This window comes from Lysobacter sp. K5869, from assembly GCF_018847975.1.
Taxonomy (GTDB): Bacteria; Pseudomonadota; Gammaproteobacteria; order Xanthomonadales; family Xanthomonadaceae; genus Lysobacter.
This window is the reverse complement of the sequence record NZ_CP072597.1, coordinates 1773310-1797857: the sequence shown is the minus strand read 5'-3', so window position 1 is coordinate 1797857 and position 24548 is coordinate 1773310. Positions and strand designations below refer to the sequence as shown.

The following is a 24548-nucleotide window of genomic DNA, read 5'->3' as shown; positions in this document are numbered from 1 at the left end:
CCTAACTCCTATCCGCCATCTCCTGACTCCCCGCTCTCGTAGAACTCGACAGGCAACTCGTCCGGATCGGCGCAGAAGGTAAACCGCCGCCCCGTGTACTCGTCCACGCGGATCGGCTCGACGGCCACGCCGTGGGCCTGCAGATGGGCGACGCAGGCGTCGAGGTCGGGCACGGAAAACGCCAGATGGCGCAGGCCGCAGGCTTCCGGGTAGGACGGCCGCTTGGGTGGGTCGGGGAACGAGAATAGTTCGATCTGACCGCCGTCGGGCAGGGCCAGGTCGAGCTTGTGCGAGCGCCGCGCCTCGCGCCAGGCCTCGGCGACGACGCGCAGGCCCAGGACCTGCGTGTAGAAGCGCTTGGAGCGCGGGTAATCGGCGCAGATGATCGCGACGTGATGGATCGACGACAGGCGCATGCGAGGCTCCGGCGAGCGCGGGGGTATCGCTCGCGATGGGTCGATTGTCGGATACTGCGCGCATCCTGTCGCGCCGCGACCGCCCCCGCCCCGCCATGCCGCGCCCACCGCTTCGGAGATCGCCATGACCGTCTACGTCGACGACGCCGTGTGGCCCTGGCGCGGCGACCGCTGGGCGCATCTGATGGCCGACACGCTGGAGGAGCTGCACGCCTTCGCCCAGCGCCTGGGCAAGCCGCGCGGCTCGTTCCAGAACAAGCTCAGCGGCTGCCATTACGACGTCACCGCGCGGATGCGCGAGCGCGCGATCGAACTCGGCGCGGTGGCGATCTCGCGCCATCGCGACCGCGCCCAGGTGCGCGCGATCATCCAGCGCGCGCGCGATCAGGCCGCGGGGCGGGCGCCTTAGTTCCGCGTTGCACGGCGAGGCGCCGCGCTCGCCTGCGTACGGAACGAGGCGACGCGGGGGCGCACGGCGCGTCGAACTGCCCCGCGCGGTCGCGGCCGGCGGAACTCACGTGCCGGCCGCATCGCCAACCGCGAAGGCGCAAGCCGGCCCAAAACGACCCGGCCAGAGCGGGCGGCGAGCGCGAGACGCGCGCCGGGTCCTCGCATCGCCATCCAACAACCTTCACCCATAAAAAAAGCCGCGACGGCGAAGGCCGTCGCGGCTCCGTGGCGCCCTCGGGAGGCGCCAGTGGCTCGGTGACTCAGAAGCGCAGCGAGTAACGCGCGTTGACGCCGTGATCGTCGGCCTCGTCGGCGAACTGTCCGCTGTAGTTCAACTCCAGCAGACCGTTGGCGCTCAAACGCGCGGCCACGCCCGCTTCGACCAGGGTCGCGTTGTCGGCCAGCGGCGCGCCGGCCGCGTCGAAACCGACGCCGCCGCGCCAGGCGACTTGGGTGACCGGAGTCAGGTCGCCGCTGGCATGGCGACGGCCGAGGCCGCCGCGCAGGCTCAGCCAGCTCTGTTCCTGCTGCGATCCCTTCAGGTCCAGGTTGAAGCGCACGCCGACGGTCGACAGATCGACCTTGCTCTCGGCGCTGCGTCCGCTCAGCGCGGCCGCGCCGCCGGTTTCCTGGAACGCGTCGCTCTTGGCCCGCACCTGCGCGACCTGCACGTACGGCTCCAGGCCCCAGGCGTCGCCGCCGAAGCGGTAGCCGCCTTCGACGAAGGCCTGCTGGGTGCGGCCGTCGTAGGACGCGCGGGTGCGGTCGCTGAAGCCGTTGAAGCCGATGCGGCGCTCCAGCGTCAGGTCCTGGCGCGCGTGCGTGTAGCCGGCGCTGAGGCCGAAACGGCCCCAGTTCTGGCCGCCGTAGACGCCGAGCTGGGTGCTCTTGATCCGGCCCTTGTCGAGGCGGTCGCTGTCGTTGTCGGTGCGGCCGCTGCCGCCGAGCACGCCGATGCGCCAGCCGTTGGCGAAGCGGTAGTCGTAACCCACCAGCGTGGCCGAGCCGTTGTACTCGTTGCGCGCGGCGTTGCCGTCGCCCTCGAGCGTACCGCCGGACTTCAGCAGTTCCACCCACGCGCCTTGCGAGGCGCCCTCGCCGTCGGCGGCGAACTCGCCGCGGCCGCTGCGCGCGCGCGCCAGTGCGGCGTCGCGCACGTGGCGGCTGTCGTCGATGGCGATCGAACGCAGGCTGGCGTGGCCTTCGCCGCTGAGCGTGTCGAGCGCGACGATGGCCTGAGCCGGGAACAGCTGAGTCAACGGCTGCGGAATGCCCTGGCCGATGGCCAGCCGGTCGGCGGCCGCCGCGGCGGCGATCTGGTTCGGGGTGACGCCGGCCGACGCCAGCGACGCGCCACGGGTCACTTGCACGCCGACCTGATTGGCGCCGTAGCTCAGGCCGAACTTGAGGAACGGCGAGAACGCGGTCTGGTCGAGCTGGGCGAACTGGCCGCTGATGCCGCCGGCGGCGCTGATCAGGTTGAAGCTCTGGCCGAGGAAGTACTGGCCCGGCGCATGCAGGACCATCAGCGTGCCGCCTTCGAGCACGGCCTTGCCGGTGACGTCGATGCGGTCGGACTGGCCGCCGGCCGACAGTTCGGCGACGTAGGTCGAACCCGCCGCCTGGACGTAATCGCCCTGCACGGTCAGCGTACCGATGGAATTGCCCGGCGACACCGCGCCTTCCACCCGCACGTTGCCGACGATGCGGCCGCTGCCGCCCAGGCCCGCGCCGGCATGCACCGGAAGCTGCGCGGTGGTCAGCGTGCCGTTGACGACCAGGGTGCCGCCGTCGACTTGCGCGGCGTAGGTGTTGTTGCCGGTGAGTTCCAGCACGCCTTCCTTGACGTGCAGGCCGCCGAAGCTGTTGTTGCCGCTCAGGCGCAGCCAGCCGATGCCGGACTTGCTCAGCACGCCGGTGCCGCCGATGTCGTTGCGCCAATCGTCCCAGGCCTTGCCTTCCCAGACCTTGGCGCCGCCGGCGGGGCGGTCGACCACCACATCGGTATCGACACGGATCTGGCCCGGGCCGTCGATGGCCTTCTTCAGATCGATCAGGCCCCAGCCGTAGACCTCGTCCACGCCGGGCGCGCCGAGGTCGGTGGCGGTGGTCAGCAGCACGTCGCGCACCTGCGCGCCGGTCATGTACGGGAAGCGTTCGAACAGTAGGCCGAGCGCGCCGGTGACGTGCGGGGTGGCCATCGAGGTGCCGCTGAGCAAGCCGTACTCATAGGTCGGCGTGCCGGCGGTGATGTTGAACGACAGCGAGCCGTCCGGGTTGCGCACCAGCCCGCCCTGCAGCGAGCCTTCGCCGCCGAGATAGGTCGAGGCGATGTCCGAGCCCGGCGCGGCCACGCACCAGTTCGCGGTCTGCGCGCAGCGCATGGAGAAATCGCTGAGCACCAGATCCGGAGTCACGCTGACCACGGTCAGCCAGTACTGCTCCAGGTCCTTGAACGCGCGCGGCAGGCTGGCGTACATGCCGGCTTGCGGCGAGGTCTCGGGCGTGACGTTCTCGTTGTGGTTGCCGGCCGCCCAGACCTGCAGCATGCCCTTCTTGCGCGAAGCGTCGCCGAAGATGTTGAAGTAGGATTCGTTCTCCGGATCGAACAGCAAGCCGTCGAGATCCTCCAGCGTTTCCGGCTCGGTCGCGAGACCCCAGCTGTGATTGATCGCGCGCACGCCCTGCGAATTCATGTCGGCGTACATGCCGGCGATGACCTCTTCGCTGGTGCCCGGGCGCGGAATGCGCACCACGCTGTAGCCGGTGGCGGTGCGTTGCCATTCCTGCACGCCGTTGAACGACCACTTGGCCACGCTCAGATCGGAACCGAAGGCGACGCCGTGGGTGCCGGTGCCGTCGCGATTGGCGGCGATGGTGCCGCCGACGTGGGTGCCGTGGGTGTTGAACTCCCAGCCCGGCTGCACGTACGGGCCGGCCATGATGATGCGGCGGATGTTCTCCGGCACGTTGGCGTTGAAGCCGGTGTACTGGATCTGGGCCTGATCGCCGCGCGTATAGAAGCAGGCGTTCGGGCCGGTCAGCACGCTGGTGTTGCTGCAGTAGCTGCCGTCTTCCAGTTGCTCGGCCATGACGATGGCGCGGTTGTCCTTGCCGGCGAATTCCGAATGCGCCAGCGCGGTGCCGCTGTCGTACACGCCCAGGCGCACGCCCTTGCCGGTGAGGCCACGCGCGTAGGCGTATTGCGCGTTGATCGCGCTCAAGCCCCAGTCGGCGTCGAATTCGTCGCTGTGCCAGCTGTCGGGATTGCCGACCTGGCCGTTGACGCTTTGCGCCGAAGCGGCGCCCGCCGCGGCGAACAGGCCGCAAGCGACGGCCAGGCACAGCAGGGAACGGGAGTGGGAGCGGCGCGAAGAAATCGTGGTGCGCGTCAATGCGCGGTTGGAGCCTTGCATCTTCTTGATGAACCCCTGTCATGTAGAAGACGTCCTTGCGGACGCCATTGGTCAATGGCGGATGCGGTCGGGCGCATCGCAGACGAGCGGGCCGCTAGGACGGCCTCTCTAATCAGTAACGCATTAAAAAGATCGTCACCCTACCCGCAGTTTTGCGGATTCAGGCATGACCAAAGACACATGAAAGATCGAACTCGGCAAAATCCGCTTGCTGCGGAGGGGTTTTTTTGCCGGTGAACCGCGGGGATTCGCGGCGATGGGCGCGCACACGATGGCCGAACGCGAGCGATGCGGTGGGGTCGCGCGCGACCGGGGCGCAGCGACGGCCGCTCCCTGTAGGAGCGGCGCAAGCCGCGACCGCGACATCGCGGCTACGACGTAAGCGTGGTTTCGCGGTCGCGGCTCACGCCGCTCCTACAGGGGGATACGAACCCACGCCGGCGGTTCAATCCTCGTCGCGCTCGCCCGACATCAACCCGCGCCGCCATGCGAACGCCACCGCCTCGGTGCGGTCGGCCAGATGCAGCTTCGCCAGCACGTTGCCCAGATGCGACTTCACCGTCTTCTCGCCGATGTTGAGCGCGGCGGCGATGCGCGCGTTGCTGCCGCCCTCGGCCAGCTTGCGCAGCACGTCGAGTTCGCGCTCGGTCAGGCAGGCGAAGGGGTCTTCGCGCGGTTCGCGCTTGCGCCGCACCGCCTTGAGGATGCGCTGGGCGACGAAAGGATGGATCACCGCCTCGCCGCCGGCGATGCGCCGCAGCGTCGCCAGCAACTCGTCGCCGAGCATGCTCTTGAACAGCAGCGACTGCGCGCCGGCCTCGATCGCGGCGAACGCCAGATCGTCCTGGTCGGTGGAGGTCAGCACCGCGATGGCGCTGCGCGGGCTGAGCTTCTTGATCGCGCGGATCGCTTCCACCCCGTCCACGTCGGGCATCATCAGATCGATCACGATCAGATCCGGCGCCAGATCGCGCGCCAGCTCGATCGCCTCGGCGCCGCCGGCGGCTTCGCCGATCACCTCGAAATCCTCGGTCAGCATCAGCAGGCTGCGGATGCCCTTGCGCACCACTTCGTGGTCGTCGACCAACAGGACCGAGGTGCTCATGCGGACTCTCCTTGCGGCTCGGGCAGGGTGAAAGACACCGTCACCACCGTGCCGCTGGCGGAACTGGCGATGCGGAAACGGCCGCCCGGCAGGGTGCGCGCGCGCATGCGCATGTTGCCCAGGCCCATGCCGGTGGTTTCGTGTTCGTCGACGGAAAATCCGCAGCCGTCGTCCTGGATGGTCCAGCCGTAACGCTCGCCCGAACTGTTGAGCACGACTTCGATCCGCCGCGCGCCGCTGTGGCGCAGGCTGTTGGCCGCGGCTTCGGTCGCGATCAGCAGCAGTTGCCCGGCGTGCTGCGGATGCGCGCCGACGCCGCGCTCGGCCACGCCGTCCAGCAACAGCCGCCACTCGATGCCGCTGCCGCCGAGCAAATGCGAGTAGGTGTCCTCCAGCGCCTTGCGCAGGCCTTGCTCGGCCACGGTCGGCGCGCTGAAGCGCTGGATCACGTCGGCCAAGTCGCGCTGCAGCTGCCCGGTCAAACCCAGCGCCGCCTTGATCAGCGCACCCTGGCGCGGGTCGCGCCCGCTGCCGTCGTCGCGGCCGTTGAGGTGATCGAGCACGCTCAACTGCAAGCCCAGAGCGAAGCTGCGCTGCTTGGCGGTGTCGTGCAGATCGCGCGCCAGCCGGTTGCGTTCTTCCGACACCGCCAGTTGCTGACGCACCTGGATCACCTCGCCCAACGCATCGGCCATGCGGTCGAAGCGTTGCGCCAAGCGCCCGAATTCGTCGCGGCCGCGGTCGTGGATGCGCGTGTCCAGATCGCCCGCGGCCCAGGCGTCGGCGATGTGTTCGGCGTGGCGGATGCGCCGGGTCAACAGCGTCGCCACCGCCACCGAGGCCATCGCGCTGATCACGATCAGATAGATCGCCAGCCCGATCATGTCGCCCAGGGTCATGCGCATGAAGGTCGCGACCGAGCCGCCGGGATGCAGGCCGACGCCGATGCTCGCGCCGGGCGCGCCGGCCAGCGGCACCGCGGCCACGCTGATCCAATCGCGCTCGCGCTCCACGCGGCGGGTCGCGGCGACGCCGTCGAGCGCGGCTTGCCGGCCGGCTTGCTCCAACGCATGCGCCAGCGGCGCGCCGGGTTCTTGCGGGTAAACGCAGCCGTGGCCGGCGCGGTCGCGGTAACGGATCGCGATGCGCCCTTCTTCGGGGCCGCCGGCGTAGCTGTAGGAATACATCCACTGCGGCGTGTCCATGCCGACCACGCGCACCAGCAGGCCTTGCAGGAAGGCTTGGCATTGCGCGGGCGATATCGCCGCCAGATCCGGCACCGGCCCGACGCGTTCGAGTTCGCGCTGGATCGAGGCCTCCAGCACCTGCGGCCCCATGTCCTTGCGCATGTCCTGGCGCAGCAGATAGACCGCCAGCAGCGACAGCAGGCCGGTGCTGATCCAGCACGCGACCAGCATCGACAACAGGCATTTCCAGAACAGCCGGCTCCACCAGCGCCGGGTCGGCGCGCGTGCGGCCGGAGTCGGGCGGGCGGCGGTGTCGTTCATGCCGCCCAGTATTCCAGTTTCTGGCTTTTTTTGATCCGCCAAACGTCCGGGATCCGGCCCGCCCGCGGCCCGATGCCCGCATTGCGCCGCGCCCGCAGCATGCGCCCTCCCCTACTCTCGGATCGCGCCGACGCATGAACGCTTCCAGCTCCGCCGCCCCGCGCATCGAACACCTCGACGCGCTGCGCGGTCTGGCCCTGTTGGGCATCTTGCTGGTCAACATCGGCGTGTTCGCCTCGCCATGGTGGGGGTTGGCGCCGGATCCCGGCTATGCCGATCCGCTCAGCCGCGCGGTCGAAGCGTCGGTGACGGCGCTGTTCGAGATGAAGTTCTACCTGCTGTTTTCGTTCCTGTTCGGCTACAGCTTCAGCCTGCAGCAAAGCGCGGCCGAACGCGCCGGAGAGGCGTTCGCGCCGCGCATGGGCCGGCGCCTGCTGGGCTTGTGGATCGCCGGCGCGCTGCACGCGGCGCTGCTGTTCCACGGCGACATCCTCACCACCTATGCGTTGATGGGTGCGGCGCTGTTGCTGCTGAGCCGCGCGCCGGAGCGGCTGCAGTTGCCGATCGCGCATGCGCTGATCGTAGCGACGGCGTCGTGCTGGGCGTTGCTGGGCGCGTTGGCGTGGCTGTCGCCCGCGCCGCCCAACGATCCGGTCGCGATGGCGGCGCAAGCGCAGGCGACGCTCGCCGGCTTCACCGGCTCGCCGCTGCAAGTGTTGGCCGCGCGCTGGCGCGAGCTCGGCGACACCTGGCCGATTCTGTTGCTGTTGCAAGCGCCGTGCGCGCTGGCGATGTTCCTCTACGGCCTCGCCGCGGGCCGGCGCAAGCTCGCCGCGCGGTTGGACGACTACCGCCCGTTGCTGCGCCGCCTGCGCATCGCCGGCTTCTCGATCGGCCTGCCCGCCGCGCTGGCGCTCGGCGCCAACGCGGTGTGGCCGGTTTCCGAAGCGGTGGAGTTGTGGGTGTTGGCGTTGAGCCTGCTGACCGCGCCGTTGTTGAGTCTGGCGTATGCCGCGACCGCCTTGCCGTGGTTCGCGCGCGGCGGCGCGCGCATCGCCGATTGGCTCGCGCCGGCCGGACGCATGGCGCTGTCGAACTACTTGCTGCAATCGGCGGCGATGGCGTTCTTGTTCACTGGCTACGGCTTCGGGCTGATGGGCCGAGTATCGCCCGCGGCGGTGGTGGGAATCGCGCTGGCGCTGTTCGCCGCGCAACTGTGGCTCAGCCGCGTGTGGCTGCAACGTCGCGCTTACGGCCCGCTCGAATGGCTGCTGCGCGCGTTGACCATCGGCGCGTGGCCGCGCAACGCTAAGTCGGCTTACGACATCTCGCACCGGGACGCAGCGAAATGAACGCGCACGCCGCGCGATCTGACGCTTGTCATACGAATCGCGAACCGTGACCCGCGTAGCGTCCCGCGTCGTAGCCAGCGCGACGGACGCGGGCCACACTCAACGGCCGTTTCGCTGCAGCCGGGAGTTCGCGCACCGCGTTCGCCATGACCGTCGCATCGACCGCTTCCACCGTTTCCGCGCCGCGCTTCGCGCCGGCCGCGCGCCGCTGAGACCGGCGTGCAAGGCCTGTTCCGCGAACAAGCGCTCGACGCCCGCCGGCAACGCTGGCTCGGCCGCATTCGCCTGCCGGTCTCGCGCATGGGCACGGCGATGGCGGCCGTGGCGGCGTTCGCGTTGCTCGCGCTGGCGGCGCTGTTGTATTTCGGCCGCTACACGCGAAGCGAACCGGCCTACGGGCAGTTGCAACCGCGCGGCGGCGTGCTGGCGCTGTCGGCGCCGGCCGCGGGCACGCTGCTGCGCAGCCGCGTCGACGAAGGCCAGACGGTGCGGCGCGGGCAGATCCTGCTGGAAATCTCTTCCGAACTCGACAGCCCCGCGCTGCGCGGCGGCGTCGGCGCGGCGGTCAACGCCGAACTGTCGGCGCAGCGCTCGCGCTTGCTCGCCGATCGCGCGGCGCTGGAAGCATCCGCCGCCAACGAAGCCGAGCAATGGCGCGAACGCATCGCCGCCGCGCAAGGCCGCATCGCGCTGGCCCAGACGCAACTGGCGCTGCGCGAACAACAGGCCGCGCAAACGCGCAAGCTGTCGTCGCAAGTGCAGCCCTTGCGCGGCGACAAACTGCTCAGCGACGTGCAATGGCAGCAGTACGAATCCGCGCGCATCGAAGCCGAAACCCGGGTCCAGGACGCGCGCCGCGAACGCCTGGACGCCGAGCGAGAACTCGCCGACGCGCGCGCCGCGCTGGCCGCGCAACCGCGCCGCGACGAACAGCAACGTCATCGGATCGAGCGCGAACTCGCCGACATCGCCCAGGACGACGCCCGCAACGAAGGCCGCCGGCTGATCGCCGTGCGCGCTCCGCGCGACGGCCGCGCGGTGGCGGTGGCTTTTGTTGCGGGCCAAAGCGTCGCGGCCGGACAGCGCCTGCTGTCGCTGGCGCCGCTGGATGCGCCGATGCAGGCCGAACTGTGGGTCTCCGACCGCGCCGTCGGCCTGATCGCGCCGGGCACGCCGGTGGCGATGCGTTACGCCGGCTTTCCCTATCAGCATTACGGCGTGCAGCGCGGCAAGGTCGTCGCGATCGCGCGCGGCGCGCTGTCGGCCGAGGAAATCCGCGCGCGCACCGGTTTGCCGGCGACCGCGCCGGCATGGCGGGTGCTGGTCGCGCCGGACCGCCAAAGCGTCGGCGCGCGCGGCTTGAGCGCGCAGATGCGCGTCGACGCCGAACTGCAGCTCGAACGCCGGCGCGTGTACGAATACCTGTTCGCGCCGCTGCGGCCCGACCGCGCCGACGCAGCCTTGCGCACCGCCGGAGTGTCGCCGTGAGCCGCCGTCGCGCGCTTCCGGTACTGCAGCAGGCCGAGTTGGCCGAATGCGGGCTGGCCTGTCTGGCGATGATCGCCATCCACCACGGCCACGACACCGATCTGCCGAGCCTGCGCCGGCGCTTCCCGGTCTCGCCGCGCGGCGCCACCTTGGCGCGGCTGTTGCAGACCGCCGGCGCGCTGGGCCTGGACGGCCGTCCGCTGCGCGCCGAGATCGAAGCGCTGGAACACCTGCAGCTGCCGTGCGTGCTGCATTGGGATCTCAACCATTTCGTCGTGCTCAAGCGCATCGGCCGCGGCCGCGCCGAGATCCACGACCCCGCGCGCGGCGCGGTGACGATGCCGCTGGCCGAATTCGGCCGCCATTTCACCGGCATCGCGGTCGAACTGACCCCGCGCGCCGACTTCGCGCCGATGCGCGAACGCCAGCGCCTGAGCGTGGCCGCGTTGGCCGGCCATCTGCAAGGCCTGCGCCGCGCCGGCGCCCAAGTGCTGATGCTGGCGCTGGCGCTGGAAGCCTTCACCCTGCTGCTGCCGCTGGCGATGCAATGGGTGCTCGACCGCGTCCTGGTTTCGGCCGACGTCGGCCTGCTGCATCTGCTCGGCATCGGCTTTCTCACCGTCGTGGTCTTGCAGGCCGCGCTCGCGGCGATGCGCGGCTGGCTGATCGCCGATCTCGGCGCGGCGCTGAATTCGCAGTGGCTGGCCAATCTGTTCGGCCACCTGATGCGCCTGCCGCTGGAGTTCTTCGAGAAACGCCACGTCGGCGGAGTGATGTCGCGCTTCGTCTCGGTCCAGGCGATCCAGCAAACCCTCAGCGCCAGTTTCGTCGAGAGCCTGCTCGACGGTCTGACCGCGGCGCTGGTGTTGGGCTTGCTGCTGCTCTACAGCCCGCCGCTGACCGCGCTGGTGCTGGCCGGCTTCTGCCTCTACGCGGGCCTGCGCTGGGCCGCGCTGCGGCGCCTGCGCCGGCTCAGGGAGGAACAGCTGATCCAGGCCGCGCAGCAACAAAGCCTGCTGATCGAGTCGATCCAGGGCGCGCAGACCATCAAGCTCGGCAACCGCAACGATGAGCGGCGCGCGCGCATCGCCAACGCCGCGGTCGAGGTCGCGCATCGCGACGCCGCCATCGGCCGCACCAACGCGGTGTTCTCGGCGCTGTCGAAACTGGTCGCCGGCGGCCAGCGCGTGCTGTTGATCTGGATCTGCGCGTGGCTGGCGCTGCAAGGCCGCTTCACCGCCGGCATGCTGGTGGTGTTCGTCGCCTACGCCGACCTGTTCGCCGCGCGCACCGCCAGCCTGATCGACAAGCTGGTCGATCTGCGCCTGCTCGGCCTGCACGCCCAGCGCATCGGCGACATCGCCCTGCACCCGCCGGAACCGGACCTGCACGGCGACTACGCCGGGCCGGCGCCGGCCGCGCGCATCGAGGTGCAAGGCGTGAGCTTCCGCTACGGCGAGGACGAGCCGTGGATCCTGCGCGACTGCAGCTTCACCGTCGAAGCCGGCGAATCGGTGGCCATCGTCGGCCCCTCGGGCTGCGGCAAGACCACCCTGGCGAAACTGGTCCTGGGCCTGCTGCGTCCGAGCGAAGGGCGGATCCTGATCGGCGGCGTCGACATCCATCGCTACGGCCTCAACGCCTATCGCGAGATGTTCGGCGCGGTGATGCAGGAGGACGCGCTGTTCGCCGGCTCGGTCGCGCAGAACATCGCCTTCTTCGATCCGCAGGCCGATTTCGAGCGTATCCAGGCCGCGGCGCGCGCCGCGCGCATCCACGCCGACATCGCGGCGATGACGATGGGCTACGAGACGCTGATCGGCGATCTCGGCCAATCGCTGTCCGGCGGCCAGAAGCAGCGCGTGCTGCTGGCGCGCGCGCTGTACCGGGAGCCGCGGATCCTGCTGCTGGACGAAGCCACCAGCCATCTCGACGTGGCGCGCGAACACGAGATCAACCGCGAAATCGCCGCGCTGCGCATCACCCGCATCGTCATCGCCCACCGTCCCGACACCATCCGCAGCGCGCAGCGCGTGGTCGCGTTGCGCGCGGGCTCGGCGGAGCAATACCAAAACACACCGCAGGCGCCGCACGCGCCGGCGGATCCCAGTCTCGGCGACGCATCCGTGTTGCCATCGTTCGTGCCGACGCCGGAACGGCCTTCTCTTTCCGGCAACCCGCGTTTCTAAGGAGACTTTCATGAGCAACGACGTGAACCAGCCTCAGAACGACATCGCCCGTCCGCTCGCCCGCATCGCCGCGCGCGAACTGTCCGTCGAGGAGATCGCCGCGATCTCCGGCGGCAAGGGCGACACCACCCACGCCACCGGCCCGAACGGCGACGATCCGGGCGACCCGGACCTGCTGTGATCCGCGACGCGTGACACCCGCCGGTAAGCGCCGGCCGCGGACCCGCGCGCGAGCGACGCACGCGTAAGCCGCCGGCGCCGTTCCGGTAAAACGGCACGCCCCCTCCCCGGGGGCGTGCCTCACCCGATGCCCCCGCCTTTCGCTATCGCCCATCTCCTAGCCGCTATCTCCCATCCCATGCCCCGCCCGCTGATCCTCTCCTCGCTGCAACACGACATCCACGCCGCCGCCGCGCGCTGGGCTTTGCGCAAGCACGGCATCGACGCACTGTGGAGCGGCTCGCTGGCCGATCCCGCGCTGGCGCCGATGTCGCTGCATTGCGACGGCGAATCCGGCCTGCGCATGGGCGGCGCGCTCGACGCCGCCGGCATCGGCGCGGTGTGGTACCGGCGTCCGCGCGATCCGGACACCTTCCCGCGCGCGCACCCCGGCGACGCGCCGTTCCTGCGCGGCGAATGGGGCCGCTTCCTGCGCAACGTGCACGCGCTCGCCGACGAAGGCGGCGCGCGGCTGTGGGTCAACCGTCCGAGCGTGGCGGCCACGGCCGAGAACAAGCTGGTGCAACTGCGCGCCGCGCACCGCTGCGGGCTGCGATTCCCGGCGACGCTGGTCTCGCACGATCCCGTCGAGATCCGCGCCTTCGTCCGCCGCCACGGCCGCGTGGTCTACAAACCCTTCCTCACCCACACCTGGCAGGACGCCGACAGCGGCCGCATGTTCAGCACCTACGCGCGCATCGTCGAGCCGGCCATGCTCGAGGACGACGCCAGCCTGCTGCAGTGCCCCGGCATCTATCAGGCTTACGTCGACAAGCGCTGCGACCTGCGCGTGACCGCGATCGGCGAGCGTTTCTTCCCCGCGCGCCTGCGTTCGCAGCACAGCGACGGTTTCGTCGATTGGCGCGTGCGCCAGGCCGTGCAAGGGCTGCAGGCCGAACCGGGCGAGCTGTCCGGCGCCGACCAAGACAAGCTGCGCGCGTTGATGCGCGAGTTGGGACTGGCGTTCGGCTGCATCGATCTGGCCGTCGACGGCGATGGTCAGGCGCACTTCCTGGAAGTGAACCAAGCCGGCCAATTTCTGTTCGTCGAGCATCTGGTGCCCGAGCTTCCGCTGCTGCGCGCGATGAGCGCGATGCTGGCGCAGGCGCGCACGGACTATTCGCTCGACGCGATGGCGCCGGTGTCGTACGCCGACTACTTGGCCAGCGACGAACACGCGCAGTGGTGGGCGCAAGCCAGCGAAGGGCTCAAGGGCCGCAGTCCGGCCGCGGCCGGCATCACCTTGGAGTGACGCTGCGCCCGCGACGTTCGCGTCAGAACGCCCGGCTCACCGTAACGCTGCCGAACACCGGCGTCTGCTTCTGCCCTTCGAACTCGCGGGTGCTGTGGTAACGCGCCAACGCGAGTTTCCAACGCCCGCGCATCAGCGCCACGCCGTAGCCCACTTCGCCCACGAACGGGCGCTTGTCCACGCTATGGCTGCTGCGGAAGGTGTTGCCGTCTAGAGTGATGTCGCGCACCACCCAACGCACGTCGGAGGTAATGAACATGTGCGCGGCGAACGGCCGGTCGCCGGTGTTGTAGTGCGTGGTCGGCGCGGTGTTCTCGCCGGCCGGGCGCAGCGGCGTGCTGCCGAAATCGTCCGGCAAGCGCAGGCCGAAGCGCATTTCCATGCCGGCGTTGGCGTAGGTGGCTAGGTTGCCGAAGCTGCCGCCGTAATGGCCGATCGCGTCCCAGCCCCAGCGGCGCTCGGCCGCGTCGGCGGGCGCGAACCGGCGCATGCGCTCGTGCACGATGCGGAACACCGGCTCGTCGTGCAGTTGGTTGTCCCAGCCCTTGAAGGTCTTGTCGCCCAGCGCGCGATGCACCGCGTTCTGCACCTGCTTGCCCAAGGCCGAAGGGCCGACGATGCCGAACTGCAGCTGCGTGGTGCGCAGATAGTCGCCGGTGCGCGCGTTGTAGCCGAGGCCGGCGAGCAGCGCGCCGGCATAGGGCCGGTCGTCCTCGATCAGATCGCGGCGGCTGAAATCGGTGGGCGTGAAAATGCCTTGGGCGAAGGTCGCGATCATGTTGCGCTGTTCGTAGCCTTGCGGCGGTTGCAGCGCGTCGAGATAGCTGTTGATCCAGCGCGCCAGACGCGGGATGCATGGGTCGTCGGTGTAATCGGCCAAGTTCGGCGACACCAAGGTCAGCTGTATACCGTTGCTGTAACCCTGGTCCTGGCCGCCGAACAAATCGTTGTCCACGCGCAGATTCACCGTGGGCGGCAAGCGGGTGCGGCCGTTGGTGCAGGCCTCGCGGCCTTGCGCGGCGGCGGCGCCCGCATGCAGCGCGGCGCCGGCGAACAAAACAGACAGCAGCAAAGTGTTGGCGCGCATGGGCTCGTGCAGGCTGGCCTGCGCCGCGCGGGTCGCGGCGGGCGTTGGAGAGCGGCGGACAGCGCCGCGAACCGTGGCGGCGGCGACGCATTAGGTGGCGTGGCCGCGTCGCTGGGCAGGGCGCACAAAATCGCATGGATCGCCCGTCGCGGCGCTCGCGCGGCCGCGACGGTTCGTCCCGCAGATGGTGCTTGAGATGATCGGCGGCGTCTTTGCCGCTTGAGCCCGCTAGGCGCGGTTCTCGCTTGAAACATCGGCCGCGGCCGCGCGCGCGGAAGCGTCCGGCGCGCCGAAGCGGCGCTTACGCCGCGCCCGGCAGTTGGTAGTCGAAACGGTAGAAGTGCGCGCCGCCTTCGCGGATGTCGACGCTCATGCGGCCGCTGAGCCCTTCGAGTTCGTCGGTGCCCGAATCGGGCACGACGACGATGCTCAGGTCCGCCTCGCCGCGATTCATCAGCCCGCGATGCAGCAGCAGGAAACTGCCGCGGCGACCGTCGAGCGCGCCTTCGACTTTTTCCAGCGCGACGTAACCGGCCGATCCTTTCACCGCGGTCATCGCCGCCAGCATCTCGCCGCGGCTGTCGGCTTCGAGCGCGCCCTCGAAGCGCTTGTCCAGCGCCATCCGCCCGAACTTGCCCTCGGCGGCCTCGTGCACCGGTTGCGGACTCAGCTTGACCTGAAACGGACCTTCGATCTGCGGCATGGCGGCGGCTCCGTGTAGGGCGCGCCCCAACGGCGCGACCCGAGGCGCGCATGCTAATCCCAATCGCGCCGCGGCGTTGCGCCGCGATCGCGGACGCGCGCGCCGCCGTGCGGCAACTTGCCGCAGCCGGCGCCGCCGCCCCTGACCTAGCATCTGCGGCGGACGCGGCCGTCGGCCGCGTCGCGTTCCGATGCGCCGGCGGCGCGCGCTCCCCTCTCCCCACCTTCGCGCGCCGCCGACGCCGCGCGTTCCAGCCGTTGCCCTGCCATGCCGATGTTGCCCTCGCGCCTCCCGCTCGCCGTCTCCAGCCTCGCCGTCGCGCTCGCCGCCGCCGCGCCGGCGCCGCCCGCGCGCGCCGGCGAGCAGGCGATCGATCTCGACGCGGTGCGGGTGCAGGCCGAACGCCGCGACGCGCGCGCGGCCTCGGTCGCCAGCGCCAGCCGGCTCGGCCTGGATGCGGCCGAGATTCCCGCCACGCTCGACGTGCTCGATGCCGACGACATCCAGGCGCGCGGCCTGCGCGACAGCGTCGAGATCTTGCGCGCCGTGCCCGGCGTCATGGCCGGCAACCTGCCCGGCCAGCCCGGCGTCGCCTCGATGCGCGGCTTCGCGTCCGGCGCGGTGTCGTATCTGTTCGACGGCGTGCGCCTGACCAGCTCGGGTTTTTCCTCGCGCAACTGGGACAGCTTCCAATTCGAGCGGGTCGAAGTGCTCAAGGGCCCGGCCTCGGTGCTGTACGGCGAAGGCGTGCTGGCCGGCGCGATCAACTTCGTGCCCAAGAACGCGCGGCTCGACGGCCGCGAAGGCGAGGTTCTGCTCGGCTACGGCAGCCACGGCAGCGCGCGCGTCGGCCTGGACGGCAACGCGCCGCTGAGCGACGCGCTCGCCGTGCGCGGCGTGCTCAGCGCCAACCGCGGCGATGGCTATGTCGATGGCACCGCGTCGCAGGCGCAGGCCTTCAGCGGCTCGCTGCTGTGGCAGCCCGATGCGCGGCTGAGCCTGCGCGCGGCGCTGGACTACCACCGCGACGACTTCGATACCGCGTATTTCGGCGCGCCGCTGGTGCCGCTCGAAGTCGCCGCCGATCCCAGCGGATTGGTGGACAACCCGCTCGGGCTGGTGGTCGACAAGGCTGCGCGCGAGCGCAACTACAACGTCCGCGACGGCCGCATGGATTCGCGCTCGTGGTGGCTGCGCACGCGCCTGGACTATCGCTTGAGCGACACCTGGAACCTCAGCAACGAAGCCAGCGTCTACGACGCGCGCCGGCGCTGGGACAACAGCGAAGACTTCACCTTCGACGCCGCCAGCGGCCGCCTCGACCGCAGCGCCTCGCGCATCCACCACGACCAGCGCGTGTGGAACCAGCGCCTGAGCCTGCGCCACGACGGCCGCCTGGGCGGGCGCCGGCATCTGTTCGCCGCCGGCGTCGAGTACAGCGACACCGATTTCTTCAATCTGCGCCGCTTCGGCCGCGCCGGCTCGGTCGATCTCCTCGCGCAGGAGCGCGGCTACCTGCCGCCCGACAATCCCGCCGACTACCGCGACGGCCGCAACGATTTCAGCACCCGGGTCAAGGTCGCCGCGCTGTTCGCCGAGGACGCGCTCAACCTGACCCCGCGCTGGCTGCTGGTCGCCGGCCTGCGCCACGAACGCATCGAACTGCGCCGGCGCAACTTCGATCTCGACAGCGGCTTGCGCAGCGGCTTCGGCCGCGACTTCTCGCCGACCTCGTGGCGCCTGGGCAGCGTGTTCGAGCTGCGCCCGCGCACCCAGCTCTACGCCCAGTACAGCAGCGCGGTGTTGCCGGTCAGTTCGTTCCTGACCATCAACCAGCGCAACAACGCCTTCGACCTCAGCCACGGCGAATCGCTCGAAGCCGGCGTACGCACCGAATTGTTCGATCAGCGGCTGCGCCTCAACGCCGCCGCGTACAAGCTCCGCCAGGACGACATCCTCACCCGCGACCCGCTGCAGCCGCAGATCAGCGTGCAGGACGGACGCCAGTCCTCGCAGGGCGTAGAACTGTCGCTGAGTGCGCAGGCCACGCCGCGCCTGCGCATCGACGCCAGCGCGGCGCTGCTGTCGGCGCGCTTCGACCGTTTGCGCGAAGCCGGCGGCGCCGACCGCAGCGGCAACCGGCCGTCGAACGTGCCCGAACGCACCGCCAGCGTCGATGCGTGGTATCGGCTCGACGGCCTGCCGCTGAGTTTCCATCTCGGCCTGCGCCACGTCGGCGATTTCTACACCGACAACGCCAACCAGTTCCGCGTGCGCGCCCACACCGTCGCCGACGCGGCGGTGGATTGGAACGGCGCGAGCGGCCGCTACACCCTGCGCGTGCGCAACCTCGGCGATACGTTCTACGCCGACTGGTCGGGCTACAGCGCGCGGCAGGTGTATCTGGGCGCGCCGCGCAGCGTCGAACTGACCTACACCCGCGCCTTCCGATGAGCGAGGCGGCGCGCCGGCGCGGGTTCTATCGCAGCGTCTGGCGCTGGCATTTCTACGCGGGGCTGCTGGTGATGCCGCTGCTGTTGGTGCTGGCGCTGACCGGGTCGATCTATCTGTTCCACGAGGAAATCGAGGACGCGGTTCACGCGCCGCTGCGTTTCGCGCCGAAGCGCGACGCCGACCTGCCGTTGTCGCGCCTGATCGACGCGGCGCGCGCGGCCTATCCGGGCGACGTCACCCGCGTCGATGTTCCTTCGGACCCGCGCCGCACCGCGCAGGTGTTCGTGACCCCCGTCGATGGCGAACCGCTGCGCGTGTTCGTCGATCCCGGCAGCGCGCGCGTGCACGGCGCTTTCGTCTACACCCGCACCCTGGTCGGGCTCGCCGATACCCTGCACGGTTCGCTCATGCTCGGCCGCGTCGGCGACGCGCTGGTGGAACTGGCCGCGTGCTGGGCGCTGCTGCTGATCGCCACCGGCGCCTATCTGTGGTGGCCGCGCGCGGGCGGTTGGCGGCGCGCGCTGTGGCCCGACTGGCGCGCGCGCGGGCGCGGCTTCTGGCGCGGCCTGCATTCCAGCGTCGGGGCGTGGACGGCGGCGCTGATCGTGTTCCTAATCTTCACCGGCCTGCCCTGGGCCGGCGTCTGGGGCGACTTGTTGCGCGCGGGCTTGCAGCCGCTCGGCTTGGGGTATCCGGCCGAACATCGCCATCACGTCGCGCCCGCGCCCGCGCCCGCGCCCGCGCCCAGCGTCGGGCAAGCAGTGAGCGACGCGCCATGGACGTTGCGCGACGCGCCGTTGCCCGCCTCGCACGCGCATCACCACGACGGCGGCGCCCGCGACGTCGGCATCGACGCGGTCGCGCGCACGCTCGCCGAACACGGCCTGCGCGCCGATTACCGGCTCTCGCTGCCGCGCGGCGGCGACGGCGTCTACACCGCGGTGGTCTATCCCGACCGCCCGCAAGGCCAGCGCACCGTGCACGTCGACCGCTACCGCGGCGCCGTGGTCGGCGACACCGGCTTCGCCGATTACGGCCTCGGCGCTCAGGCGGTGGAACTGGGCGTGCAGTTGCACATGGGCCGCTACTTCGGCCGCGCCAATCAGATCGTCATGCTGCTGCCGTGCATCGGCATCGTCGTGCTGAGTTTCAGCGGCGCGTGGATGTGGTGGAAGCGCCGTCCGCGCGGACGTCTCGGCGCGCCGCCCGCACCGGCGCCGGCGCGCTTGCGCGCGGTGGCGGCGATCGCGGTCGCGTGCGGGACCGCGTTTCCGCTGTTGGGCGCGTCGCTGTTGCTGGTGTACGCCCTCGACCGCTTAGTGATCGCGCGCGTTCCGCGCTGGGCCGCGTTCGTGCATTGAGCCGCGCGCGCCAAGGCGCCGGATTCGAATCGGGTTCGGCAAGAACAAAAACGGCATCGCCGCTCGCGCGGCGATGCCGTCCCCTGCCGATGCTTCCGCGATCAAAGCGGCTACCGGCCCCGGTCCAGCACACCGGAGCCGGTAGCGCCCCCAATCCGGCGACGCCGACGCTTCCGACCCGGCCTTACGGGATCCGGGCAAGAGCCTCGTCGCACCCTGTCGTCGGCTGGGCCACCGCGCCCGACGGAGGGGCGGCGCGCGGATATCGCGACGGCCAGCGGCGTCGGCGGACTACGCGGCGTACGCGTACGACGCCTCGGAGCCTACTAGCGAAAAATGCCCGGAAAACTCACGTTCGCTCAAATTCCTGAGCGCATTCAGGCGGCTGTACGAAGCTCACATCGACTCACGGGCTGTCGTCGCAGAACGCAAAAGCGTCGCGCTTTTTTCTCATCGGGAAAAACCCGGCACGATCGCGCAGGCGCAAGCGGGCATGCGAAAAAACAAACCCCGGACGCTCGCGCGTCCGGGGCTCGTAAAGGCGATGCCGATGCGCCGGCGGTCGTTGTCGCGGCCGTCGGCCAAGCCGATCAAACCAGGGTCAGGGTCACATCGATGTTGCCGCGGGTCGCGTTCGAGTACGGGCACACGATGTGGGCCTTCTCGATCAGCTCCTGCGCCTGCTCGCGCGGCAGGCCCGGCAGCGAGATCTTGAGTTCGGCCTGGATGCCGAAGCCGGTCGGCAGCGGGCCGATGCCGACGCTGCCGTCGATGGCCGCATCAGCCGGGAACGCGATCTTGTCGCGGCCGGCGACGAACTTCATCGCGCCCATGAAGCAGGCCGAATAACCGGCGGCGAACAGCTGCTCCGGGTTGGTGCCGTCGCCGCCGGCGCCGCCGAGCTCGCGCGGCGTGGTCAGCTTGATGTCGAGCACGTTGTCCGAGGACACGGCGCGGCCGTCGCGGCCGCCGGTAACGTGGGCGTGGGCGGTGTAGAGGACTTTTTCGAGGGACATGGCGGGGCTCCGGTTGGGGTCGGTGTTGCGGTTCGGGATCGCGGCGGGCCGCGGGATGGGAGGTGACGCGTTTTGTGCCGCGGTGTTCTGCGACGGATTTCTATCGCCGGCTATTGAATAGCGTGCGACTTCTTTATGACGCGGCGGCGCGCGCCGCAACGTTCGGAATCAGGCATGGCGGATCAAGCTGGCGCGCAAGGATTCGAGCTGCCCCTTGAGCGCGGTGAGTTCATCGATGGTGCAGTCTTCCAGCGCGCAGCCCATGCCCTCGGGCACGCTGCGCGCCTTGGCCTTGAGCGCGCGGCCGGCCTTGGTCAGCTCGATCAGCACCTGCCGCTCGTCGTTGGCGGCGCGGGTGCGGGTCACCAGGCCCGCCGCTTCCAGGCGCTTGAGCAGCGGCGTCAGCGTGGCCGAGTCGAGGAACAGGCGCTCGCCGATCTCCGACACCGTGACCCCGTCGCGCTCCCACAGCACCATCATGACCAGGTACTGCGGATAGGTGAGCTCCAGCTTGCCGAGCAGCTTGCGGTAGACCTTGTTGAGCGCCAGCCCGGTGGAGTACAGGGCGAAGCACAGTTGGTCGTCGAGCAGCAGAGTCGGCCGCGGCGGTTGCGGGGCGGCGGACTTGGCGGCGGGGGCGGCGGGCTTCTTCATGGGGCACAATTTACATAGCACGCTATTTAATAGCAAGCATTCGGCGACGGGCGGCGGCGGGCCGGAGCGTTCCGCGGGTGGGGCGAATCGGGGGGCGTGGGGGGTTCGACGCGATCGGGTGGGTGCGCGGTCGCGGCTTGCGCCGCTCCTACAGGGGGCAGGCGCGGCCACGTACCGGCTGTAGGAGCGACGCGAGTCGCGACCGCGGCACCGCGCCTGCGACGCCACCTCGATTCCTGCGCCGCTCAGGGCGAGCGCACCGGACTCGCCGGCAAATACAACTCCGCGATCTTCAACGCCGTCCGATACGGCTCGGGATCGTTGCGGTTGGTCAGCATCACCACGGTCAGCCGCCGCTGCGGCCAGCGCACGATGACGTTGCGAAAGCCCATGCTCTCGCCCGAATGCCACAAGGTTTCGCCGGTGATGCGCCAGCCGTAGCCGTAGCCGACGTCCGGCGCATCGGTCGGCGTGTGCGCGGCGAACGCCAGCGCGCGCGACGCGTCGCTGAGCAGGCGCGCGTCGTACAGCGCCGCGTCCCACTTGGCGAGATCGTCGATCGAGGAATAGATGCCGCCGTCGCCCAGCGTCGCGCTGGTCGGGCTCTGATCGGTGCGCCGCCACTGCCCTTGCTCGTAGCTGTAGCCGTAGGCGCGATGCGCGACTTGCGAGACGCCGCGCTCGTAGGCGACGGTGTCGCGCATGCCCAGCGGTTGGAAGATGCGCTCGCGCAGGAACTCGGCGAAGCCGCGCCCGGAGGCTTTGCGCACGGTCAGCGCCAGCAGCGAGTAGCCGCTGTTGCTGTAGCGATAAGCGCTGCCCGGCGCGAAGTAGGTGCGGTCCTGCCCTTCCAGCACCTTGAGCACGTCGCTGTCGTGCATCTGGTTCGCGTCGGCGTCGAAGCTCGCCGGCATTACGTCTTCGTAGTCGATCAGGCCGGATTGGTGGCTGAGGATCTGCCGGATCGTGATCGCGTCGGCCGCCTTGGGCAGGCTCGGCAGCCAGCGCTTGATCGGATCGTCCAGGCTCAGCTTGCCGTCCTGCGCCAGCAACAGAACCGCCGCGGCGGTGAACTGCTTGCTGACCGAGGCCAAGCGGTAATTCGTTTGCGGCGTGGCCGCGACACCGTCCTCGACCACGGCCAGGCCGTAGCCGCGGCGCAGCAACGGATGGCCGTCGCGCAGCACCAGCACGCTGGCGCCGGGGACGTGGCCGCTGTAGTCGGCGAGCAAGGCATCGACGCCGCGCTCGGCGCGCGCATCGTCCGCGCCGCCCTGCTCTTCCGCGCGCGGCGGCGCGCCGGCGCAAGCCGCGGCGCTCAGACAAGCGGCGGCGACGACGGCGAAACCCGCGCCGCGCGATCCGGTCGCGATTCCGAGCAACGACACCGTAGGCCTCTCATCGTTCATCGTTTCGCCTCCATCCGCGGACCGCCGCCCCCAAAGCAGAAGAGCCGAAAGCGCGGACCTCCCGGCTCATCGTGTTCTTCCGCCCTCCTTGTTCCCTTCGCCCCCGCTCCCCTCACCGCACCGGAAAATCGAACGCCGTCCGCGGCGTTGGCTCCGGCTTGAACGTGTAATGCCACCACTCCAGCGGATAATTCTCAAAACCCTCGCGCTGCATCGCCGCGCGCAGGCGCTCGCGGTGGCCGCGCTGGGCCAGACTCGCGCGCGGCGAATCGGTGTGGGCCAGATCGTCGAAGAAATCGAAGCCGGTGCCCATGTCCAGCGGCGCGTAACTCTCGCCGCGGCGCTCCAGCATGGTCAGGTCGAGGGTGGCGCCGCGGCTGTGGCCCGAGGTCGGCGAGATGTAGTCGCCGAGCAGCTTGCTCTTGTCGAGCGTGGGGTAATAGCGCGGCTTGGTCTTCTGATCGTCCGGGTCGGCGGCCCAGGCGACGAAGTCGCGCACGGCGCGCACCGGCCGGTAGCAATCGTAGATGCGCAAACGCAGCCCCTGCGCGCGCAACTCGCGCCCGACCCGCGCCAGCGCCTGCGCGACGGTCCGGTGCAGATAACAGCCGGCGCCGAGGTAACCGGCGACCGGGCGGCCGACGAAGTTGTCGCTGCCGGCGTAGCGGATTTCCAAATCGATGTCGGGCACCAACGAGCGGATCTCGACCATGCCCGCCGCCGCGGCGTCCTGCGCGGTGGAGATGGTCGGCGCGACCGCGGCCATCGGCGGCGGCGCGGCGGGCGGCGCGGACGCGGTCTCGGACTGCGCCTGCGGCGAGCGCACCGCGGCCACGCAGCCGATCAGCACCAGCAGCGCGCAGGCCTCAACCGCAATCGCCGACGCGCGCGAACGCCAGGTCTTCATAGTCGTAGCTGAAATCGGCATCCGGATCGACCTTGCTCATGACGAAGGCGGCCGTGGCGGCCGCTCCGGAGAAATCGATCCAGGCCTCGGTGTCGATTTCCTCGGCATCCCAGTCGACCCGCAGGCGCGGACCGACCCGGACGATCTTACCGGTCAACAGGGGCGACTTTCGCGAGGCGAATTCCACTTCGCCGCCGCGCGCGCAGACCGCGACCTCGCCGAACCAGGGGTCGCGGTAGACGCCCAGGCGGCCGCTCAGTTCGGCGGCCGCGGCGGGCACGCGTTCGGACGTGTCCGGCGCGCGGTTCGCCGCGGGCGCTTGCGCCTCGCGCTCGATGGCGTCGGCGTACCACGCCACGCCGCGCTCGCCGCGCGGCCGGGTGTAATGCTGGGTCAGCGCCTGATCGAACACGCTGCGCGCGTCGCCGGCGTCGCCGTTGATCAGCACCACGAAGCCGGCCTTGCGCTCGGGCAGCAGCGCGGTCAGCGAGTACATGCCCATCAATGTGCCGGTGTGCGAGACCTTGAACTCGCCGTCGAAATCGCTGAGCCGCCAACCATAACCGTAGGCGGCGAAGTGGGTGTTCGACCAGTCGCGCTGGCGCCGGCCCGGCGTCATCGGCATTTGCGCGCGCCACAACTCGACGCGCTGCGGCTCCGACAGCCAAGGCTTGCCGTCGCGCGCGGGCGTGGCCGGATCGAGCCACGCGCGCAGCCAGCGGGTCATGTCGTTGAGGCCGCAGCGCACGCCGCCGGCCGGGTCCATCGAGGTCGCGGGAATCGTATCGCCGTCCTCGCGCACGGGCACGTAACGCCCGTCGCGGCGCGCGTGCGGCTGCGCCAGCGGGCCAGCCTCGGCGCGCGCGAACGCGCCGACGCGGCAGCCGTCCATGCCCAGCGGCGCGAACACTTCGCGCCGCAACAGATCTTCGTAAGGCGCACCGCCCGCGGCCGCGGCGACTTCGCCGGCGACGATGTAGAGCAGATTGTCGTAGTCGTAACGTGAGCGGAAACTGTGCACCGGCTTGAGATAACGCAAACCGTGGATCACATCGGCGCGGGTGAAGCGATTGGGCTCGGGCCACAGCATCAGATCGCCCGCGCCGGCGCGCAGGCCGGAGTTGTGGATCAGCAGGTCGCGCACCTGCATCTCGCGGGTGACCCAGTCCTCGTGCATGCGGAAATCCGGCAGATACTTCGTCACCGGATCGTCCCAACGCAGCTTGCCCTGATCGACCAGCCGCGCCAGCAGCGCGGTGGTCATCGACTTGGTGTTGGAGGCGATCTTGAACAACGCGTCCGGGCCAACCGCTTGCCCCGAACCGGCCACCAACTCGCCTTGGGTATGCGAGTACGCCACCTTGCCGTTCTCGACCACCGCCACCGCGAAACCCGGCAAGCGATAACGCGCCTGCACCTCCTCGACGATGCGGTCGAACCCGGCGGCCGGCGCGGGCGCGGCCGCCGCCGGCAACAACGAAGAAAAGAACAGGGCCGCGCAAAGCGGACCGATGCGGCGCACCGGCACGGGCCCTGTCGAGGTAGAAGAAAGGCGGCCCCGT

Annotated in this window: 19 protein-coding genes; 8 read left to right on the top strand and 11 right to left on the bottom strand. The window is 70.2% G+C overall.

Annotation, left to right across the window (positions count from 1 at the left end):
• Positions 1-8: 8 nt before the first annotated feature.
• Entirely contained in the window at positions 9-416 is a 408-nt protein-coding gene (locus tag J5226_RS07640; protein WP_215839261.1) for a VOC family protein, read from the bottom strand.
• 124 nt (positions 417-540) lie between these two features.
• Here J5226_RS07640 and J5226_RS07635 point away from each other — a divergent pair, with 124 nt between their 5' ends.
• Entirely contained in the window at positions 541-825 is a 285-nt protein-coding gene (locus tag J5226_RS07635; protein WP_215839259.1) for a DUF4031 domain-containing protein, read from the top strand.
• Between the two features lie 301 nt (positions 826-1126).
• On the opposite strand, the gene J5226_RS07630 is transcribed toward J5226_RS07635, so the two are convergent.
• From J5226_RS07630 to J5226_RS07620, 3 genes are all read right to left on the bottom strand, one after another.
• A complete protein-coding gene (locus tag J5226_RS07630; protein WP_215839257.1) occupies positions 1127-4282 on the bottom strand; it encodes an autotransporter serine protease in 3156 nt (1051 codons plus the stop codon).
• Between the two features lie 445 nt (positions 4283-4727).
• Positions 4728-5387: a response regulator transcription factor gene (locus J5226_RS07625; RefSeq protein ID WP_215839255.1), complete on the bottom strand. Its 660-nt coding sequence runs from the start codon at positions 5385-5387 to the stop codon at positions 4728-4730.
• Entirely contained in the window at positions 5384-6895 is a 1512-nt protein-coding gene (locus J5226_RS07620; protein ID WP_215839253.1) for a HAMP domain-containing protein, read from the bottom strand. Before J5226_RS07620 ends, J5226_RS07625 begins: the two co-directional genes overlap by 4 nt.
• A gap of 134 nt (positions 6896-7029) precedes the next feature.
• Here J5226_RS07620 and J5226_RS07615 point away from each other — a divergent pair, with 134 nt between their 5' ends.
• The 5 genes from J5226_RS07615 (at position 7030) to J5226_RS07595 (ending at position 13395) form a co-directional block, all read left to right on the top strand.
• The gene (locus J5226_RS07615; protein WP_215839251.1) at positions 7030-8247 is read left to right on the top strand and encodes a DUF418 domain-containing protein; all 1218 of its coding nucleotides are present in this window, start codon (positions 7030-7032) and stop codon (positions 8245-8247) included.
• 219 nt (positions 8248-8466) lie between these two features.
• The gene (locus J5226_RS07610; protein WP_215839250.1) at positions 8467-9735 is read left to right on the top strand and encodes an HlyD family efflux transporter periplasmic adaptor subunit; all 1269 of its coding nucleotides are present in this window, start codon (positions 8467-8469) and stop codon (positions 9733-9735) included.
• Positions 9732-11924, top strand: coding sequence for a peptidase domain-containing ABC transporter (locus tag J5226_RS07605; protein WP_215839248.1), 2193 nt, complete (start codon positions 9732-9734; stop codon positions 11922-11924). Before J5226_RS07610 ends, J5226_RS07605 begins: the two co-directional genes overlap by 4 nt.
• 10 nt (positions 11925-11934) lie before the next feature.
• Positions 11935-12105, top strand: coding sequence for a hypothetical protein (locus tag J5226_RS07600; protein WP_215839246.1), 171 nt, complete (start codon positions 11935-11937; stop codon positions 12103-12105).
• Positions 12106-12282: 177 nt separating this feature from the next.
• A complete protein-coding gene (locus tag J5226_RS07595; protein WP_215839244.1) occupies positions 12283-13395 on the top strand; it encodes a hypothetical protein in 1113 nt (370 codons plus the stop codon).
• 22 nt (positions 13396-13417) lie between these two features.
• Here J5226_RS07595 and J5226_RS07590 read toward each other — a convergent pair whose 3' ends face one another.
• A complete protein-coding gene (locus J5226_RS07590; RefSeq protein WP_215839242.1) occupies positions 13418-14482 on the bottom strand; it encodes a lipid A deacylase LpxR family protein in 1065 nt (354 codons plus the stop codon).
• 301 nt (positions 14483-14783) lie between these two features.
• Entirely contained in the window at positions 14784-15185 is a 402-nt protein-coding gene (locus J5226_RS07585) for a DUF3224 domain-containing protein (protein WP_215839240.1), read from the bottom strand.
• A 267-nt stretch (positions 15186-15452) separates the two neighbouring features.
• Here J5226_RS07585 and J5226_RS07580 point away from each other — a divergent pair, with 267 nt between their 5' ends.
• Positions 15453-17639 (top strand): TonB-dependent siderophore receptor, encoded by a 2187-nt coding sequence (locus J5226_RS07580; protein WP_215839238.1) that lies wholly within the window; start codon positions 15453-15455, stop codon positions 17637-17639.
• A complete protein-coding gene (locus J5226_RS07575) occupies positions 17636-19000 on the top strand; it encodes a PepSY domain-containing protein (protein WP_215839236.1) in 1365 nt (454 codons plus the stop codon). Before J5226_RS07580 ends, J5226_RS07575 begins: the two co-directional genes overlap by 4 nt.
• Before the next feature lie 590 nt (positions 19001-19590).
• Here the strand turns inward: J5226_RS07575 and J5226_RS07570 are convergent.
• From J5226_RS07570 to J5226_RS07550, 5 genes are all read right to left on the bottom strand, one after another.
• Positions 19591-20016, bottom strand: coding sequence for an organic hydroperoxide resistance protein (locus J5226_RS07570; protein ID WP_215839234.1), 426 nt, complete (start codon positions 20014-20016; stop codon positions 19591-19593).
• A 168-nt stretch (positions 20017-20184) separates the two neighbouring features.
• Entirely contained in the window at positions 20185-20670 is a 486-nt protein-coding gene (locus J5226_RS07565) for a MarR family transcriptional regulator (protein WP_215839232.1), read from the bottom strand.
• 245 nt (positions 20671-20915) lie between these two features.
• Positions 20916-22079 (bottom strand): serine hydrolase domain-containing protein, encoded by a 1164-nt coding sequence (locus J5226_RS07560; RefSeq protein WP_215839230.1) that lies wholly within the window; start codon positions 22077-22079, stop codon positions 20916-20918.
• Positions 22080-22191: 112 nt separating this feature from the next.
• Positions 22192-22845 (bottom strand): M15 family metallopeptidase, encoded by a 654-nt coding sequence (locus J5226_RS07555; protein WP_215840350.1) that lies wholly within the window; start codon positions 22843-22845, stop codon positions 22192-22194.
• A 100-nt stretch (positions 22846-22945) separates the two neighbouring features.
• Positions 22946-24514, bottom strand: coding sequence for a serine hydrolase (locus J5226_RS07550; protein WP_255323020.1), 1569 nt, complete (start codon positions 24512-24514; stop codon positions 22946-22948).
• Positions 24515-24548: the final 34 nt, after the last annotated feature.